Annotated in this window: 19 protein-coding genes; 3 read left to right on the forward strand and 16 right to left on the reverse strand. The window is 66.7% G+C overall.

Features of this window, described 5'->3' with window-relative positions; translation table 11 throughout:
* Positions 1–194: 194 nt before the first annotated feature.
* Positions 195–3,683, forward strand: coding sequence for a carboxylic acid reductase (car, locus tag H7J93_RS10475; RefSeq protein WP_267306231.1), 3,489 nt, complete (start codon positions 195–197; stop codon positions 3,681–3,683).
* A 6-nt stretch (positions 3,684–3,689) separates the two neighbouring features.
* Here the strand turns inward: car and H7J93_RS10480 are convergent, their stop codons facing one another.
* From H7J93_RS10480 to H7J93_RS10505, 6 genes are all read right to left on the reverse strand, one after another.
* On the reverse strand, positions 3,690–4,076 hold the full coding sequence (locus H7J93_RS10480; protein ID WP_267306960.1) for a DUF1304 domain-containing protein: 387 nt from the start codon (positions 4,074–4,076) through the stop codon (positions 3,690–3,692).
* 10 nt (positions 4,077–4,086) lie between these two features.
* On the reverse strand, positions 4,087–5,145 hold the full coding sequence (gene ruvB, locus H7J93_RS10485) for a Holliday junction branch migration DNA helicase RuvB (RefSeq protein ID WP_267306232.1): 1,059 nt from the start codon (positions 5,143–5,145) through the stop codon (positions 4,087–4,089).
* Positions 5,142–5,729, reverse strand: coding sequence for a Holliday junction branch migration protein RuvA (ruvA, locus tag H7J93_RS10490; protein WP_267306233.1), 588 nt, complete (start codon positions 5,727–5,729; stop codon positions 5,142–5,144). Before ruvA ends, ruvB begins: the two co-directional genes overlap by 4 nt.
* Entirely contained in the window at positions 5,726–6,292 is a 567-nt protein-coding gene (gene ruvC / locus H7J93_RS10495; protein WP_267306961.1) for a crossover junction endodeoxyribonuclease RuvC, read from the reverse strand. Before ruvC ends, ruvA begins: the two co-directional genes overlap by 4 nt.
* A gap of 72 nt (positions 6,293–6,364) precedes the next feature.
* The gene (locus tag H7J93_RS10500; RefSeq protein WP_267306234.1) at positions 6,365–6,673 is read right to left on the reverse strand and encodes a hypothetical protein; all 309 of its coding nucleotides are present in this window, start codon (positions 6,671–6,673) and stop codon (positions 6,365–6,367) included.
* A gap of 54 nt (positions 6,674–6,727) precedes the next feature.
* Positions 6,728–7,348 carry a TetR/AcrR family transcriptional regulator gene (locus tag H7J93_RS10505; RefSeq protein ID WP_267306235.1) on the reverse strand — a complete coding sequence of 207 codons (621 nt, stop codon included), beginning with the start codon at positions 7,346–7,348 and terminating at the stop codon, positions 6,728–6,730.
* 64 nt (positions 7,349–7,412) lie between these two features.
* Here H7J93_RS10505 and H7J93_RS10510 point away from each other — a divergent pair, with 64 nt between their 5' ends.
* Positions 7,413–8,315, forward strand: a complete 903-nt coding sequence (locus H7J93_RS10510; protein WP_267306236.1) for an alpha/beta fold hydrolase — start codon at positions 7,413–7,415, stop codon at positions 8,313–8,315.
* Here H7J93_RS10510 and H7J93_RS10515 read toward each other — a convergent pair.
* The 3 genes from H7J93_RS10515 to H7J93_RS10525 form a co-directional block, all read right to left on the reverse strand.
* Positions 8,233–8,667, reverse strand: coding sequence for an ester cyclase (locus H7J93_RS10515; RefSeq protein ID WP_267306237.1), 435 nt, complete (start codon positions 8,665–8,667; stop codon positions 8,233–8,235). The two genes, H7J93_RS10510 and H7J93_RS10515, sit on opposite strands and share 83 nt — an antisense overlap.
* 14 nt (positions 8,668–8,681) lie before the next feature.
* Positions 8,682–9,437, reverse strand: a complete 756-nt coding sequence (locus tag H7J93_RS10520; RefSeq protein ID WP_267306238.1) for a YebC/PmpR family DNA-binding transcriptional regulator — start codon at positions 9,435–9,437, stop codon at positions 8,682–8,684.
* Between the two features lie 70 nt (positions 9,438–9,507).
* Positions 9,508–9,942, reverse strand: a complete 435-nt coding sequence (locus H7J93_RS10525) for a hypothetical protein (RefSeq protein WP_267306239.1) — start codon at positions 9,940–9,942, stop codon at positions 9,508–9,510.
* Positions 9,943–10,084: 142 nt separating this feature from the next.
* Here H7J93_RS10525 and H7J93_RS10530 point away from each other — a divergent pair, with 142 nt between their 5' ends.
* Entirely contained in the window at positions 10,085–11,296 is a 1,212-nt protein-coding gene (locus H7J93_RS10530) for an acyl-CoA dehydrogenase family protein (RefSeq protein ID WP_267306240.1), read from the forward strand.
* A gap of 66 nt (positions 11,297–11,362) precedes the next feature.
* Here H7J93_RS10530 and pdxT read toward each other — a convergent pair whose 3' ends face one another.
* The 7 genes from pdxT to pgsA are packed head-to-tail and all read right to left on the reverse strand — an operon-like array spanning position 11,363 to position 17,670.
* Positions 11,363–11,947: a pyridoxal 5'-phosphate synthase glutaminase subunit PdxT gene (gene pdxT, locus H7J93_RS10535; protein WP_267306241.1), complete on the reverse strand. Its 585-nt coding sequence runs from the start codon at positions 11,945–11,947 to the stop codon at positions 11,363–11,365.
* Positions 11,944–12,780 carry an acyl-CoA thioesterase II gene (tesB, locus tag H7J93_RS10540; RefSeq protein WP_267306242.1) on the reverse strand — a complete coding sequence of 279 codons (837 nt, stop codon included), beginning with the start codon at positions 12,778–12,780 and terminating at the stop codon, positions 11,944–11,946. The genes pdxT and tesB overlap by 4 nt, the downstream gene beginning before the upstream one ends.
* A 42-nt stretch (positions 12,781–12,822) precedes the next feature.
* Positions 12,823–13,785 (reverse strand): pyridoxal 5'-phosphate synthase lyase subunit PdxS, encoded by a 963-nt coding sequence (gene pdxS / locus H7J93_RS10545; protein WP_276021792.1) that lies wholly within the window; start codon positions 13,783–13,785, stop codon positions 12,823–12,825.
* Between the two features lie 12 nt (positions 13,786–13,797).
* Positions 13,798–14,856, reverse strand: coding sequence for an NUDIX hydrolase (locus H7J93_RS10550; RefSeq protein ID WP_267306244.1), 1,059 nt, complete (start codon positions 14,854–14,856; stop codon positions 13,798–13,800).
* The gene (locus H7J93_RS10555) at positions 14,853–16,034 is read right to left on the reverse strand and encodes a glycosyltransferase family 4 protein (protein WP_267306245.1); all 1,182 of its coding nucleotides are present in this window, start codon (positions 16,032–16,034) and stop codon (positions 14,853–14,855) included. The genes H7J93_RS10550 and H7J93_RS10555 overlap by 4 nt, the downstream gene beginning before the upstream one ends.
* Positions 16,034–16,972 (reverse strand): phosphatidylinositol mannoside acyltransferase, encoded by a 939-nt coding sequence (locus H7J93_RS10560; protein WP_267306246.1) that lies wholly within the window; start codon positions 16,970–16,972, stop codon positions 16,034–16,036. Before H7J93_RS10560 ends, H7J93_RS10555 begins: the two co-directional genes overlap by 1 nt.
* Entirely contained in the window at positions 16,969–17,670 is a 702-nt protein-coding gene (gene pgsA / locus H7J93_RS10565) for a phosphatidylinositol phosphate synthase (protein WP_267306962.1), read from the reverse strand. The genes H7J93_RS10560 and pgsA overlap by 4 nt, the downstream gene beginning before the upstream one ends.
* Positions 17,671–17,673: the final 3 nt, after the last annotated feature.

Genomic DNA, 17,673 nt, shown 5'->3' on the forward strand with positions numbered 1-17,673 from the left:
AACCGTTGTGGCCACCGCAAACCTGACGCCTGTGATAGTCGCCACCACCCATGTGGCCCAGCTGGCCATCCAAGGCGCTCACAGCGAACTGACAGCAACCAGCCGGAATAGCTTTAGTTTCGCTAACGATCCTTCTAGTAGTGGGCTCAACGAGGCGCCCGACCAATTGATTTGTGTTATCGAAGGATTCCTCGATGTCCACTGATACCCGTGAAGAGCGCCTGGAGCGCCGCATCGCAAATCTGTACGCCACCGATCCACAGTTCGCCGCCGCCAAACCCGACGCGACGATCAGCGAGGCCATCGAACAGCCAGGGTTGCCGCTGGACGAGCTGGTGCGCGTGGTGATGGAGGGCTACACCGACCGTCCCGCACTCGGCGAACGCGCGATTGAACACGTCACCGACGCGCAGGGTCGCACCACCGCAAAGCTTCTCCCCCGTTTCAACACCATCACCTATCGCGAGCTGTGGAACAGGGTCAACGCGGTCACCAGCGCCCTTGCCGACGTCCGTCCCGGCGATCGCGTCGCGATCCTCGGCTTCGCCAGCGTCGACTACACGGTGCTCGACATGTCCACCATCACGCTCGGCGCCGTCTCGGTGCCGCTGCAGACCAGCGCCCCGCTCACATCGCTGCGTCCCATCGTCACCGAAACCGCACCCACCGTCATCGCGTCGAGCATCGACTATGTCGACGACGCAGTCGAACTCGTGTTGACCGGCCACACGCCGACCACTCTGATCGTCTTCGACTACGACCCTGAGATCACCGACCATCGCGAGGCCTATGACGCCGCGCGCGCTCACCTAACGGATCACCCCGTCGTAGTGGAAACGCTGCAGGACGTGTTGGAGCGCGGAAAGAAGTTGCCCCCGAAGCCTGTTGCTCATCGCGAGGCAGAGGATTTGGCACTGCTGATCTACACCTCGGGCAGCACGGGTGCGCCGAAGGGCGCGATCTACACCCGCAGTTTGTTCGCCAAGTTATGGCTGCCCCACCATTGGGGCTGGGCCGACAGCCTGGAACCGTCGATCATCCTGAGCTTCATGCCGATGAGTCACGTCATGGGACGCTTCGGCCTCTACGGAGCGCTGGCCCACGGCGGCACAGCGTATTTCGCCGCCAAGAGCGACCTTTCGACCTTCCTCGACGACCTCGGTCTCGTGCGGCCGACACAGCTGTCCTTCGTGCCGCGCGTCTGGGACATGCTGTCCGCGGAAGTGCACAGCCAGTTGAACCGTCACGCGGCCGACGGCGCCGACACCCTGTCCGACGCCGAATTCCTCGGCGTGGTGCGGGATCGCTTGATCGGCAACCGGTATTTGACCGCGGTCACCGGGTCCGCCCCGACGTCGCCGGAGCTGACGTCCTGGGTCGAGTCCTTCCTCGACCTGGACCTGCACGACGGCTACGGATCCACCGAGGCGGGCGGAGTGCTCCTCGACGGACAGTTGAAGCGCCCACCGGTCCTTGACTACAAGCTCGTGGACGTGCCGGATCTGGGCTACTTCAGCACTGACCGCCCTTATCCCCGAGGCGAACTGCTGCTCAAGACCACCAACATGTTCCCCGGCTACTACAAGCGTCCCGAGGTGACCGCCGACGTGTTCGACGCGGACGGCTACTACCGGACCGGCGACGTCATGGCCGAGCTCGGCCCGGATCAGCTGCAGTATGTGGACCGGCGGAACTTCGTCCTCAAGCTGTCGCAGGGCGAGTTCGTTACCGCGTCGAAGCTGGAGCCGGTGTTCGAAACCAGTCCCCTGGTGCGGCAGATCTATATCTACGGCAACAGCGCCCGCGCCTACCTGCTCGCGGTGATCGTGCCAACCCCCGAAGCGCTCGCCCGCTATGACGGTGAGCAACTGCGCGCCGCGATCAGCGAATCGCTGGCCGACGTCGCGAAGGCGGCCGGTCTGCAATCCTTCGAGGTGCCGCGTGACTTCATCGTGGAGACAACGGCATTCACGTTGGAGAACGGTCTGTTGACCGGGATCCGTAAGCTGGCCCGGCCCAAGCTGAAGGAGATCTACGGTCCTCGGCTGGAGGAGCTGTACTCCGAACATGCGGAGGGCCAGGCCGCCGAGTTGCGCGAGTTGCGACAGAACGGTGCCGCGCGGCCCGTCATCGAGACCGTCAGTCGGGCGGCCGCAGCGCAGCTCGGTACCGCGGCGGCAGACCTGTCACCCGACGCCCACTTCACCGACTTGGGTGGGGATTCGTTGTCGGCGTTGACGTTCGCCAATCTGCTGCACGACATTTTCGACATCGAGGTCCCCGTCGGCGTGATCGTGAGCCCCGCCAATGACCTTGCCGCGCTTGCCGATTACATCGAGACCGAACGCTCCGGTAGCAGCCGTCCGACGTTCGCGTCGGTGCACGGTCGCGGTGCCACCACGGTGCACGCCGCCGAGCTGACCCTGGACAAGTTCCTCGACGCCGCCACCCTGGCGTCCGCACCGGCACTGCCGTATCCCAGCCAAGAGGTGCGCACCGTGCTGCTGACCGGCGCGACCGGGTTCCTGGGCCGTTATCTGGCCCTGGAATGGCTGGAGCGGATGCATCTCGTCGACGGCAAAGTGATCTGTCTCATTCGCGCCAAGGACGACGCCACCGCGCGGCAGCGCCTCGACGAAACCTTCGACAGCGGCGACCCGGCATTGCTGAACCACTACCGGCGACTGGCGGCCGAGCATCTGGAGGTGCTCGCCGGCGACAAGGGTGAGTCAGATCTCGGACTCGACGAGAAGACCTGGCAGCGACTGGCCGACACCGTCGACCTGATCGTGGACCCCGCCGCACTGGTCAACCACGTCCTGCCGTACGACCAGCTGTTCGGACCCAACGTCGTCGGGACCGCCGAGCTGATCAAATTGGCGCTGACCACGAAGTTGAAGCCGTTCATCTACCTGTCCACGGTCGGCGTCGGTGATCAGGTCGAACCGTCGAAGTTCGTTGAGGACGCCGACGTTAGGCAGATGAGCGCGACGCGCTCGGTCAACGACGGCTACGCCAACGGTTACGGCAACAGCAAGTGGGCCGGTGAGGTGCTGCTGCGCGAAGCCCACGATCTCAGCGGTCTGCCGGTGGCGGTGTTCCGGTGTGACATGATCCTGGCCGAGCCCCGCTACGCCGGTCAGCTCAACGTGCCCGACATGTTCACCCGGCTGCTGCTGAGTCTGGTGGCCACGGGAATCGCACCCGGATCGTTCTACGAACTGGACGCCGCGGGGCATCGGCAGCGGGTCCATTATGACGGTCTCCCAGTCGATTTCATCGCCGAGGCGATCTCCACCCTGGGCGCGCGCCAAGCCCACGGGTTCGAGACTTACCACGTGATGAACCCCTACGACGACGGCATCGGGCTCGACGAATACGTCGACTGGCTGGTCGAGGCCGGCTACCCGATCGACCGGGTTGCGGACTACGCGGAGTGGCTACAGCGGTTCGAGACGAGCATGCGGGCCCTGCCGGATCGGCAGCGTCAGGCGTCGCTACTGCCGCTGCTGCACAGCTATGCGCAGCCCGCCAAGCCGCTTCGCGGTGCCTTGGCCACCACCGAGCGGTTCCGCGCCGCGGTGCAGGAGGCGAAAATCGGTCCGGACAAAGACATCCCACATGTCACGGCCGACATCATCGTCAAGTACATCACCGACCTGCAGTTGCTCGGGCTGCTGTAAGCGGCGCTACGTCGCCAGCGCGACGCCCAAGAGCACGATCGCGATCAGGGGCAGAATGCCCTGGGTGATCGCGGCTCGTGCCTTGTCGGGCGACGACAGCAGCAGCACCAGCGCCGCGGCGAGCATGGATCCGGTGCCGGCGAAGACGAGAGCCAACCCGACGCCGCAGTGCCCGAGCGCGCCGACGACGATGCCGACGAAGGTCACGATCGCCAGAAACAGGTTGTAGAAGCCTTGGTTGAAGGCGAGTTCCTTGGTGGCCAGCGCTTCTTCCTCGCTGATCCCGAATGTCGCCCTGGTGCGTGGCGAGGTCCAGGTCAACGACTCCATCACCCAGATGTAGACGTGCAACAGGGCCGCGAGACCCGCGAACCCCAATCCTGCGTAAATCAACGCCATTCCCCTATTCGAACAGACCGGGCTGCCCGAAACCGGCGGTTCCGGCAGGCGGCGTCATTCCGAGGTGGGTCCAGGCCTGGGCGGTGGCGACACGTCCGCGGGGCGTACGGGCGATCATGCCGGCACGCACGAGGAACGGCTCGCACACCTCCTCGACCGTCGTGGCTTCCTCCCCCACCGCGACCGCCAGTGTGGACACCCCGACGGGCCCGCCGCCGAAACTCTTTGTGAGCGCGGACAATACGGCCCGGTCCAGACGATCCAGCCCAAGCTCGTCCACGTCGTACACCGCAAGCGCGGACTTGGCGATGTCGCGGGTGATGACGCCGTCGGCGCGCACCTCGGCGAAGTCCCGGACCCGTCGCAGCAGCCGGTTGGCGATACGCGGCGTGCCGCGTGACCGCCGGGCGACCTCAGCTCCGGCGTCGGCCTGCAACTCGATGCCGAGGATGCCGGCCGAGCGGGTCAACACCCGCTCGAGTTCGGCGGGTTCGTAGAAATCCATGTGGGCGGTGAAGCCGAACCTGTCACGCAACGGGCCCGTCAGCGCACCGGAGCGGGTGGTGGCCCCGACGAGGGTGAACGGCGCGACCTCCAGCGGAATGGACGTGGCACCCGGACCCTTTCCGACCACGACGTCGACCCGGAAGTCCTCCATCGCGAGGTAGAGCATCTCCTCCGCCGGCCTGGCGATGCGGTGGATCTCGTCGATGAACAGCACGTCGTGCTCGACGAGGTTGGACAGCATCGCCGCCAGATCGCCCGCACGTTCCAGCGCGGGCCCGGAGGTGACCCGCAGCGACGTGCCGAGTTCGGCCGCGATGATCATCGCCAGCGAGGTCTTGCCCAGCCCCGGCGGACCGGACAACAGGATGTGATCCGGTGTGCCGCCGCGGTTCTTGGCGCCCTCGAGCACCAGTTGCAGCTGCTCGCGGACGCGAGGCTGGCCGATGAACTCCGCAAGCGACCGGGGCCGCAGGCTGGCGTCGATGTCGCCCTCGCCGACGGTCAGCGCCGGGCTGACCTCCCGCTCCTCGGACGCGTCGTCGTCGAACCTGTTCATTTCCTACCCAACATCGACAGAGCCGAGCGCAACGCCGTCGACTGCGTGGCCTCGGGTTCGTTGGCGAGCACCTTGTCGGTGGCCTCTTCAGCCTGCTTGACCGCAAAACCAAGCCCGACAAGCGCTTCCACGACGGGGCCACGCACCGAATGGCCGTTGAGCGCGGCGGCGCCGGACGTCGTCACCGCACCCACCTTGTCGCGCAGGCTGAGCGCCATCAGTTCGGCCGTCTTCTTGCCGACCTTGGGTATCCGCGTCAGCGCGGCGATGTCGCCCTCGGCGATCGCACGCCGCAGTGTGGGCCCGTCGTACATCGCCAGGGCACCCAGCGCGATGCTGGGCCCGATGCCCGACACCCCCAGCAGCGTCAGGAACAGGTTGCGGGCGTCCGCGTCGGCGAAGCCGTACAGCGTCATCGAATCCTCGCGCACGACCATCGCGGTGATCAGCCGGGCCTCGTCACCGCGGTGCAGTGTCGCCAGGGTGGACGGGGTGGCCATGACCTTGTAGCCGACGCCTGCGGCCTCGATGACGACGTGGTCGAGGGCGATGTCGAGGACCTCGCCGCGAACGGATGCGATCATCGTGTCGCCTTTGCTTTCGCTTTGATCGTCGCCTTGAACTTGCGTTGTTGCTCCGCGGCCAGCGCCTCCGCCGCCGCCATCCGCGCGATCATCGGGGCGCGCCAGCAGTGACAGATCGCCAGCGCCAGTGCGTCGGCGGCATCGGCGGGTGTCGGTTTGGTCTGCAGCGCAAGGATTCTCGTCACCATCGCGGTGACCTGCGCCTTGTCGGCATTACCGTTGCCGGTGACGGCGGCCTTGACCTCACTGGGCGTGTGGAAGTGAACGTCGATTCCCCGTCGGGCCGCCGCCAGCGCGATGACCCCGCCCGCCTGTGCGGTACCCATCGCCGTGTTCGCGTTCTGGTTGGCGAACACCCGCTCGATGGCGATCACGTCGGGCACGTGGGTGTCCATCCAGTGCTCGACGGTGTCGCTGATGGTGAGCAAGCGGTGCTGCAGCGGCTCATCGGAGGGCGTGCGCACGACGTCGACGTCCAGGGCGACGACCTGCCGGCCCTTGCCGCCTTCGATGACGGACAACCCGCAGCGCGTCAACCCGGGGTCGACACCCATAACCCGCACGTCAGAGCCTCCTGTGAACATCTGTTCGAGAGACTAGCCCGCAGCACCGACCGCACCGGGGAGGACACGCGGCTAGACGAGGAAGTACCCGGGACGGTCGTCCGGCGCGACTTCATGCGCGATCTCGTTCATGCGGAGCTTCGACGTGGTCCACCCGCGCACCAACTCTTTGCGCACCCGTTCACCGTCGCGCTCGACGGTGATCACCCACCGCACGCCGCAGAACTTGGCCAGCAGCCAGAACGGCCACAGCACCGTGAAGACCAGCGCGATGAGACTCTCCACCCAGCCGAAGGTCACATCGAGCAGCCCGTTGGGGAAGGGCCACCACCGCCTCTTGATCGACCACTCGACGCCGTTGCGATCCGTGATAACTGCCACGGGGAGCTATTTTGCTTGTCAGAGTGGGCATTCCGCACGATTGAAGGCCACGCATCAGGTCGATGTGACGATGCCAACACCGCGGCTAGCGGGTGCACGCTGAGTCAGCGCTACGCCGCTGTACTGCGGCGCGAGCGCCCGCCCCGCGGCGAGCAACGGCTCGGTGCTACGCAGCGTGCGCGCCAGTACGAACGCACCCTCCAACGCGCCGACGATCGTCAGCGTTACGTCGCGTGCCGTCGCCGGGTCCAGGCCGCGGGCGGTGAAATACGCGGCGCCGCCGTCGATCCAGCTGCTGAACACGGCCGCGGAGGTTTCGCGGAGTTCCTCGACGGTGTCGGCGACCTCGGCGGCCACGCTCGCGACCGGGCACATGTTGGCGAAGCCGGTCTGGGCCATGTCCTCTGCGGCCTGGGTGAACAGTGCGTCGATCGCCTCGCCCAGGTCGGTGTGGGTGTCGACGATCGACGGGATGAGCAGGCCGTACGCCATGCCGGCGTTGATCAGCGCCTCGCGTGCGATCTGGACCTTGCCGCCGCGGAAGTGGTGATACAGCGAGCCGATCGGGGCGCCGGAGGCCGCGGCGATGTCCTTCATGCCGACCGCGCCGTAGCCCTTGTGCCGCATCAGCTCGGCCGCGGCGGTCAGGATCGCCTCCCTGGTGGACCTTGCCATTCGCACCTCCTGAGGACAGACTAGAGCATACGTTCTAGAATCAACGTTCTAATGAGAGGTCGCCATGAAATCCGTCGACGTCACCGCAGGGACCATCGAGTACCGCGAGAAGGGCGACCCCACCGGTGCGCCCGTCGTGCTGCTGCACGGCCTGCTGATGAACGACACGCAGTGGAACCTCGCGCTGCCCCACCTGCCGACGGGGTTCCGCTATCTGCTTCCCGTCCTGCCGATCGGCGGGCATCGGATCCCCATGCGCGACGACGCGGACCTCACGATGCCTGGGATGGTCGACGTCGTCGCGGACTTTCTCGACGCCCTGAATCTCACCGATGTCACGCTGGTGATCACGGACTGGGGTGGCCCGCTGTTCCTCACCGACCGGGGTCGCGACGGTCGCGTGGCGCGCATGGTGATCTGCCCGTCGGAAGCGTTCACGAACTTCCCGCCCGGGTTCCCCGGCAAGGTCACGTGGGCGGCCACGCGTAGCACCGGCACCGTCAAGCTGGCGATGCAGCAGCTGCGCATCGCCCGGCTGCGCAACCGGTTCTTCATGTTCGGGATGATGGCCGCCAAGCCCATCCCCCAGGACATCGCCGAGGCGTGGACGGACGCCGGCCTCGCCGACATCCGGATCCGTCGCGACCTGCTGAAGTATGCGCGCACCAAGTTCGACAAGGCCGATCTGGCGCGTGCCACCAACCGGCTGGCCGACTTTCGCGGGGACGTGCTGGTGCTGTGGAGCCGGAACCGCGTGATGCCCGTGGCCCACGCTGAGGCGTTGGCCGAATTGACCGGCGGCACACTGCGTTACGTCGACGACGCGAAGGTGCTGATCATGCTCGACCAGCCTGAGGAGACCGCGCGGGCGATCGGCGAGTTTCTCAGCGCTCCAGCAGGCCGATCTGTCGCATCTGCGCCAGAACGTCGACCACACCCCACGTCTCGGCCACGTGACCGTCGATGAAGCGGAAGATGAAGATCTCGTTGTAGGTCACCGATGTACCGGTGGGCGCGGTGCCCATGAACTCGCCCAGCTGCGTGCCGGTGACGGTGTTGCGGACGACGATCTTGTCGCCCGCCGCGATCAGGTCGTCGACGGCGAGGTGCAGGTCGGGATAGACCGCGAAGAGCATCGACCACACCCGCTTGAGCTTCTCCGGGCCCGTCGCGTCGATCGGCAACGGCGTGCGGATCTCGGCATCGAGCAGAACGAAGTCGTCGATGGTTCGCGCGAGGGCCTCCAAATCGTGTGCGTTCACCGCGTCGTGGAAACGCTTGAACGCCGCGATGTTTCGTGCCTCCTCGGCGCTGGGCATATGGCGCGACCGGGCTAGCCCTCGTCGAGTTGCGCCGCCACGTCGTCCGGGATGTCCATGTTGGTGTAGACGTCCTGGACGTCGTCGCTGTCTTCGAGCGCGTCGACAAGCTTGAGCACCTTGCGGGCCCCTTCGAGGTCGACCGGCACCGTCACCGACGGCTGGAAGCTGGCCTCTGCGGACTCGTAGTCGATACCCGCATCCTGCAGCGCGGTACGGACAGCCACGAGATCGGTGGGCTCGCAGACGATTTCGAAGCTGTCGTCGAGGTCGTTGATCTCCTCGGCGCCGGCCTCGAGGACCGCGGTCAACACGTCGTCCTCGGTCAGCCCGTTCTTCTCCAGGGTGACCAGTCCCTTGCGGGAGAACAGATACGACACCGAGCCGGGGTCGGCCATGTTGCCGCCGTTGCGGGTCATCGCGACGCGCACCTCACCCGCGGCGCGGTTGCGGTTGTCGGTCAGGCATTCGATGAGCACCGCGACGCCGTTGGGGCCGTAGCCCTCGTAGGTGATGTTCTGGTAGTCGGCGCCGCCGGCTTCCTCGCCGGCGCCGCGCTTGCGGGCCCGCTCGATGTTGTCGTTGGGCACCGACGATTTCTTGGCCTTCTGGATCGCGTCGTAGAGCGTCGGGTTGCCGGCCGGGTCACCGCCGCCGACTCGCGCGGCCACTTCGATGTTCTTGATCAGCTTTGCGAAGTTCTTGCCGCGGCGTGCGTCGATGACGGCCTTCTTGTGCTTTGTGGTGGCCCACTTGGAATGGCCGCTCATGCGTGTACTACTCGCTTCCTAGAAGTCGTGCTCAACGTCCGACCGACGAGTCTACGTGGACGTTTGCCCCTTACCGAACCGCGCTGGGCGGCGTGATCGCCACGATTCGGTAGCCGACACCCGCCGGCCAGCCGAGGTGGCCCTGAAGATGCACCTGAATCCACGTCGGCGTACCAGACGGATCGTCGGTGAACGTGGCGGCGGCGTCGACGATTGCGCTGGTGTCGCCCGCGGCCCGCAGCACCACCGAGATCGACAACGTCGGATCGCCGAGCTTGGCCCGGTCGTAAGCCAGGCTGTCTGGGATGAAGAACGACGTCGTGAAGTTGGGCGTGCGAATCCCGCGCGGCGCGTTCGGACCCCGTCGCAGCAACAGCCCGGCGAGCTGCGGTTTCCCGTCGAACCACACGGTGCCGACGTACTCGGTGCGCCGCGCCTCGGAGCCGTCGAGCAGCCGCACGATCGTGTCGATGCGCGGCTGGGGCTCGACCTCGACCATCGTCATCTTCTGGATTGTGCGTGATTTGCGATTTCGGCGTGGCTGGTCACGCTGAGCGTGACTGCGCACGCCGAAATCGCCATGTCGCGAACGTTAGGTGGGCCACAGAGACCTTCCCGCCTAACTTACTCAGAAGTAAGATAGGCGCATGTCCTTCTCACTGGAGCTGTCCCCCGATCTGGTGCACATTCGTGACTGGGTGCACGAATTCGCCGCCGACGTGATTCGCCCCGCCGCGGCGGAGTGGGACGAACGCGAGGAGACGCCCTGGCCGATCATCCAGGAGGCGGCCAAGGTCGGCGTCTACTCGATGGAGTTCTTCGCCGAACAGGCCGCCGAGCCGTCCGGACTGGGCATGCTCGTCGCGTTCGAGGAGATGTTCTGGGGCGACGCGGGGATCGCACTGTCGATCCTCGGCACCGGCTTGGCCGCGGCGTCGCTGGCCGGCAACGGCACACCCGAGCAGATGGCCGAGTGGCTGCCGCAGATGTTCGGCACCGTCGACGACCCGAAGGTGGGGTCGTTCTGCTCGTCGGAGCCGGGTGCCGGGTCCGACGTCGGCGAGATTCTCACCCGCGCGCGTTACGACGAGGCGACCGACGAATGGGTGCTCAACGGGACGAAGACGTGGGCGACCAACGGTGGCATCGCGGAGGTTCACATCGTCGTCGCATCGGTGTATCCCGAACTCGGTGCGCGGGGCCAGGCGACGTTCATCATTCCGCCGGACATACCCGGATTCCGGCAGGGGCAGAAGTTCCTCAAGCACGGGATCAGGGCGTCGCACACCGCCGAGGTGGTGCTGGAGGACGTCCGCATTCCCGGCCGTCTGATCGTCGGCGGCCGAGAGAAGTTCGAAGAGCGGATCGCACGCGTCCGCGAGGGCAAGAGCTCGAAGGGTCAGGCCGCGATGGCCACGTTCGAGCGGACCCGGCCCACCGTCGGCGCGATGGCCGTCGGCGTTGCCCGGGCCGCCTACGAGTACGCGCTCGACTACGCATTGCAGCGTGAGCAGTTCGGGCGCAAGATCGGCGAATTCCAGGCGATCGCTTTCAAATTGGCGGATATGAAGGCCCGGATCGACGCGGCGCGGCTGCTCGTCTGGCGGGCGGGCTGGATGGCACGCAACGGCAAGTCGTTCGACAACGCCGAGGGTTCGATGGCCAAGCTGGTCGCCAGCGAGGCCGCCGTCTACGTCACCGACGAGGCGATCCAGATCCTCGGCGGTAACGGCTATACGCGGGACTACCCCGTCGAACGTATGCACCGCGACGCGAAGATCTTCACCATCTTCGAGGGCACCAGCGAGATTCAGCGGCTGGTCATCGGTCGTGCGGTGACGGGACTGCCGATCCGCTAGTTTTTGCGGCGATTTCGGCGTGGCTGGTCACGCTGAGCGTGACCCAGCACGCCGAAATCGCAAAAACTACAGCTGCTCGACGAAGAGTTTGTGGATGCGACGGTCGCCCGTCATCTCCGGATGAAACGACGTCGCGAGCACCTTGCCCTGCCGCACCGCGACGATGTGTCCCCCGGCCTGACCCAGCACCTCGACGTCAGGTCCGACACGTTCGACCCACGGCGCCCGGATGAACACCGCGTGCACAGGCGTGTCGAGGCCCGTGAAGTCGATATCAGCCTCGAACGAATCCACTTGTCGCCCAAAGGCATTGCGCCGCACCGTCATGTCGATCGCCTTCAACGGTGAGGCCTCACGCCCGGCGGCGCCGGCGTCCAAGATCTCGGTGGCGAGCAGAATCATGCCCGCACACGACCCGTAGGCCGGCATGCCGTCGGCCAGCCGAACGCGTAGGGGGTCGAGCAACTCGAAATCCCGCAGCAGATGGGTCATCGCAGTGGACTCCCCACCGGGGATCACCAACGCATCGACGGCCTCGAGTTCACGTAGCCGCCGCACAGTGGACGCCTCCGCCCCCGCCTCACGCAACGCAGCCAGGTGTTCGCGAGTGTCGCCCTGAAGCGCCAATACGCCGACGCGTGGCGTACTCACGGCTTGTAGTCGCGCTTGTAGCGGGTCAGGCCCTCCTGCGTCACCGCCGCCACCATTTCGCCGGTCTGGGTGTAGATCGTGCCCTGGGTCAGCGCCCGACCGCCCGATGCCGACGGCGACGTCTGGTCGTAGAGCAGCCATTCGTCGGCGCGGAACGGCCGCATGAACCACATCGCGTGATCCAGCGAGGCGACCTGCAGATGGTCGCGTTCCTCGGCGTGATGCACCTGCGCCGAGCCGAGCAGCGTCAGGTCGCTGAGATAGGCCAATGCGCAGATGTGCAGCACGAAATCGTCGGGCAACGGATCCCGGTGACGGAACCACACCTGCTGTTGAGAAGCCTTGCCCGGCAATCGTTCCAGCTTCTCTTGCGGCACGACCCGCACATCCCACTCCGCGAACTGCTTGAAGCCGGCGTCGTCGAACGCCTTGACCTCCGTCAGACCCGGCAGGTCGTCGGGCGGCGGCGCCGACGGCATGACGTCCTGGTGGTGGATGCCGCTCTGGTCGGTCTGGAACGACGCCGACATCGAGAAGATGGTCTCGCCGTGCTGGATCGCGTTGACCCGACGCGTCACGAACGAGCCGCCGTCGCGCAGCCGCTCGATGATGAACACCGTCGGCGCCTTGGCGTCTCCGGGCCGCAGGAAGTAGCCGTGCAGCGAGTGCACCTGATACTGCGGTTCGACCGTGCGCACCGCGGAGACCAACGCCTGACCGGCCACATGGCCGCCGAAGGTGCGCTGCCAGTTTCCCGATTCGGGGCTGAAGACACTGCCGCGGTAGATGTTGACCTCGAGTTGCTCGAGATCAAGGATCTCTTCGATCGCCATGCGGTTATCTTGACTCGTCGCCTGGGCGGCCCATCGCGGCGGCTACCAGCCGCGTTCGGCGAGCCGGTGCGGAGCGGCCACATCCTCGACGTTGATGCCGACCATCGCCTCGCCCAGCCCGCGCGACACCTTCGCCAGCACGTCGGGATCGTCGTAGAACGTGGTGGCCTTCACGATCGCGGCGGCGCGGCTGGCCGGGTCGCCGGACTTGAAGATCCCCGAGCCCACAAACACACCCTCGGCGCCGAGCTGCATCATCATCGCCGCGTCGGCCGGGGTGGCGATGCCACCCGCGGTGAACAACGTCACAGGCAGCTTGCCCGCCCGAGCCACCTCGACGACGAGGTCGTAAGGCGCCTGCAATTCCTTTGCGGCAACGAACAACTCGTCTTCGGACAGCGAGGACAATTGCCGGATCTCGCCGCCGATTGCCCGCATGTGAGTGGTCGCGTTGGACACGTCGCCGGTGCCGGCTTCACCCTTGGAGCGGATCATCGCCGCACCTTCGGTGATGCGGCGCAGCGCCTCGCCGAGGTTGGTCGCGCCACACACGAACGGCACCGTGAACTTCCACTTGTCGACGTGGTGGGTGTAATCGGCGGGCGTGAGCACCTCGGACTCGTCGATGTAGTCGACACCGAGGCTCTGCAGGATCTGCGCCTCGACGAAATGCCCGATGCGGACCTTGGCCATCACCGGGATGGTCACCGCGTCGATGATGCCCTCGATGAGATCGGGATCGCTCATCCGCGCGACGCCGCCCTGAGCGCGGATGTCAGCGGGCACCCGTTCCAGGGCCATGACGGCCACCGCGCCGGCGCCCTCGGCGATGCGGGCCTGCTCGGGCGTGACGACGTCCATGATCACGCCGCCCTTGAGCATCTCTGCCATGCCGCGCTTGACCCGCGCGGTGCCGGTCTGGGTCACCGACCCATTAGGTGCGGTATCCACTGCTATCTCCTCCGAATCGCTACTGATCCAGTCTAAGGGCGGTCGCAAATCCATTGATTCCGCAGTTCAGCGGATGGATTGCAACTGCCGCCAAGGCACCCCGCCACGGGCGTCGGCAAGCGCGTTCGCCTCGTCCAGTAGCTCGCCGAGCTGCACGGGATACACCTTTTCACCCTTGGCGACCAGCTCGTCGATCATTGTCGCATCGCACCAGCGGTGCCCGTGAATGTAGGCCCGCTCCAGACCGGTATGCCCGGCCGCCGAGGGTTCGAAGCGATCGGTGCGGTGGATGAAGAACATCTCCTCGCTGTGGATGACCGACCCGTTGAAGTCGATCACCGCATCGCGTTGCCAGACCGGCCCCACCATGTCGGCCGGGGAGACGCGCAGCCCGATCTCCTCCTCCAGCTCGCGCACGGCGGTTTCCGCCAGCGTCTCCCCCTCTTGTGTCGCGCCGCCGACGGTGAACCACCAGCGCGGCGCCTGGCGGTCCGAATTGTCGGGTATCGCCGGATCCGATCCGCACAACAGCAGCACCGCACCCGTGCGATCCAGCAGCACGACGCGCGCCGACACCCGTCTGTTCACCGTGGGCACCGCGTCACCGGATGCCGCCGGAGACTCCAGCGCCCGCTCGGCGATCTCGAAATAGGTTGGCAGCGCGGCGGTTCCACCGAGCCGCAGCAACCTCACCGCCGGGCGCTCGCGCAGGGCCAGGGTGTCCCGGACCGCGTCGTTGTGGAACCGGCGAGCCAGCAGAACCCGCGCCTCGGCGTCAGCCAGCTCGGCGACCAGCGCCAGCGGCAACGACGACGGATCGACCAGTGCCAGGGCCGCGGACAGTTCATTTTCAGCAGCCTCGCGCCGCTCCCGTGGCGCACGTTCGGCGGCGTCGGCCAGTGCCGCCAGCCGCTTACCCGCCGGCCCGCCCCCGTAGGCGTCGACGGCCACCGCGCGGGCGACCACGGCCCGACGCGCCAGGACGCTGTCGAGGGCCTGCCAGGACAGGTCGTACCGCACATGCAGCCTGTCCAGCCGGTTGGCGGTTTTAAACGCCCAAAATCCCACCAGCAGGAGCACCACGAGCAGCACCGCCAGCGCGATCACGACGACCCAGGTGGTCAATTCGATCCCCTGGCCTTCGCGCGCCGTGCGCCGACGGCGTTACCCGAAGCCCCCGCCACCCGCACCTTCGTTCCCGAACTCGCGACCGTCTCGTACACACGCATGATCTGGCCGGCCACCACCGACCAGTCGTAGCGGCGCACCGCCTCGGATGCGACCTTGACGTAGCGCTTGCGGACGACGTCGTTCTCCAGCACCTCGATCAGCCCGTCGGCCAACGCCTCCGGGTCGTCGACCGCCACCAGCCGGCCGGCCTTTCCGTTCATCAACACCCGCCGGAACGCGTCGAGTTCGCTTGCGACCACCGCGGTGCCCGCAGCCATCGCCTCGACCAGCACGATGCCGAAGCTCTCGCCGCCGGTGTGGGGTGCGCAGTACACGTCGGCGCTGCGCATCGCCGAGGCTTTCGCGGCGTCGTCGACCTGGCCGAGCAACCGCAGATGTTTCGCGAGCTTCCCCGCAGAGCGACGCAGTTCTTCCTCGTCGCCGCGGCCGACGATCAGCAACTCGATGTCGTCGAACCGCTCGACCAGCCGAGGCAAGGCGCGCAGCAGGACGGCCATCCCCTTGCGGGGTTCGTCGTAGCGCCCCAGGAACAACACCGACTTGCCCGCGCGGGGATAGCCGTCAATCAGCGGAGCCGACGCGAACGCCGCGACATCCACGCCGTTCGGTATCTCGACCGCGTCGCTGCCGAGGGCCTCCATCTGCCAGCGCCGCGCCAGATCCGACACCGCGATGCGGCCGACGATCTTCTCGTGCATCGGCCGCAGGATCGGCTCGAACACGCTGAGCGTCAACGACTTCGTGGTCGACGTGTGAAAGGTCGCCACGATCGGACCCTCGGCGATGTTCAACGCCAGCATCGACAGGCTCGGCGCATTGGGCTCGTGCAGATGCAACACATCGAACTGGCCCTGCATCAGCCACTTCTTCACCATCCGGTGCGTGGCGGGACCGAACCGCAGCCGTGCCACCGACCCGTTGTACGGGATGGGCACGGCCTTGCCACCGGACACCACGTAGTCGGGCAGCGACGCGTGCGCGTCGGACGAGGTGGGCGCCAGCACGCTGACCACGTGACCGCGGTCGTGCAAAACCTCCGCCAGTTGCAACACATGGGACTGCACCCCACCCGGCACGTCGAACGAGTAAGGGCAGACCATGCCGATGCGCATCAGGTCACCCCGAGTTTGGCGCGCCGTTCGTCGGAAAGGTCGGACAGCCACTGCGGCTGCATCATGTGCCAGTCGGCGGGGTGCGCGGCGATGTTGCGCGCGAACCGATCCGCCAACGCCTGCGTGATCAGGGTGACGTCTTTCGAGCTGGTGTCGAGCGGCTCCTGCAGGTCGATGACGCAGTCGTCGCCGTCGTAATAGACGTGCGCCGGAATCAGCGCGGCGCCCGTGGTGATCGCCAGCTTCGCCGGACCCGCGGGCAGCCGGGTGCGTTCGCCGAAGAAGTCGACCTCGACGCCGGACCGGGTGAGGTCACGGTCGGCCATCAGGCAGACGAACTTGTTCTCCCGCAACCGTTCCGAGAGCAACTCGAACGGCGGCCGCTCGCCGCCCGAGGCCGGAAACACCTCGAACCCCAGGCTTTCCCGGAACTCGATGAAGCGCCGGTACAACGACTCGGGCTTCAGTCGCTCGGCCACCGTCGAGAACGTGCCGTGCTTGTGCACCAGCCACACACCGGCCATATCCCAGTTACCGCTGTGCGGCAACGCCATCACCGCGCCCCGACCGGCGTCGAGCGCCTCCTGCGGCCGGTGCGCGCCGATGCAGACTTCGTCGAGCCGTTGTGCGACCGCGGACAGGTCCATCGTGGGCAACCGGAACGCCTCCCGCCAGTATCGGGCGTAGGAGGCAAGCGAAGCACGGATGAGCCCGTCCGGCACGCGGGCGGGCTCGACACCGATGACGCGGGCGAGGTTCTTGCGGAGCTGTTCGGGGCCGCCGCCGCGCGCGGCATAGTGTGCGCCGGCGCCGAAAGCGTTGCGCGCCACCACTTCCGGCATCGCACGCACAAGGCGCCAGCCGGCGGCGTATCCCCAGTCCGCGAACCTGCCGCTCACCGAGAAGCCAGAAGACGGATCGGGAATGGGTGTGGTCATGACTCGTCCGGTTGTTGCGCTGCGGGTGGGCGATTCTCCGACGCTTCCGGCGTCTGACCGCCGGCGTCCGGTTTGATCAGCAGGTCCATCGCGCCGGGTGAGGTGCGCACGCTGTGCACGCGCTGACCCAGGGTGATGAGGCTGGTCAACGCCAGCAGCCACATCGCCACGTGCAGCAGCCACGGCACGCCGAACAGCCCCGATAACCCCGCGCCGGTCAGCACGATGACCAACCGCTCAGGCCGCTCGATCATGCCGCCTTCAGCAGCCAGGCCGCTGGCCTCGGCGCGCGCCTTGATGTACGAGATCACCTGCGAGCTGACCAGGCAGATCAACGTGGCGACGACCAGCGACGTGCTGCGCATGCCGAAGGCCGCCCACCACAACAGGCCGCAGAAGATCGCACCGTCGCCGATCCGGTCGCAGGTGGCATCGAGGACGGCGCCGAATCGCGTGCCGCCCCCGCGTTGACGGGCCATCGCGCCGTCGAGCATGTCGGCGAGCACGAACACAAAGACGGCCACACCGCCCCACCACAGCTGGCCGATCGGAAACAGGGTGAGCGCGCCAAGCACGGTGCCCGCAGTGCCCAGGATCGTGATGCTGTCGGGCGTGAGGCCCGCGCGCAGCGCAGCCTTCGCCACCGGCCGGGACAACTTCTCGTAGGCCGCACGCGTCATCAAATAGAGGTTGCTCAGTGG

The sequence above is a fragment of the Mycobacterium barrassiae genome (assembly GCF_025822765.1).
In the GTDB taxonomy this organism is placed as follows: Bacteria; Actinomycetota; Actinomycetes; order Mycobacteriales; family Mycobacteriaceae; genus Mycobacterium; species Mycobacterium barrassiae.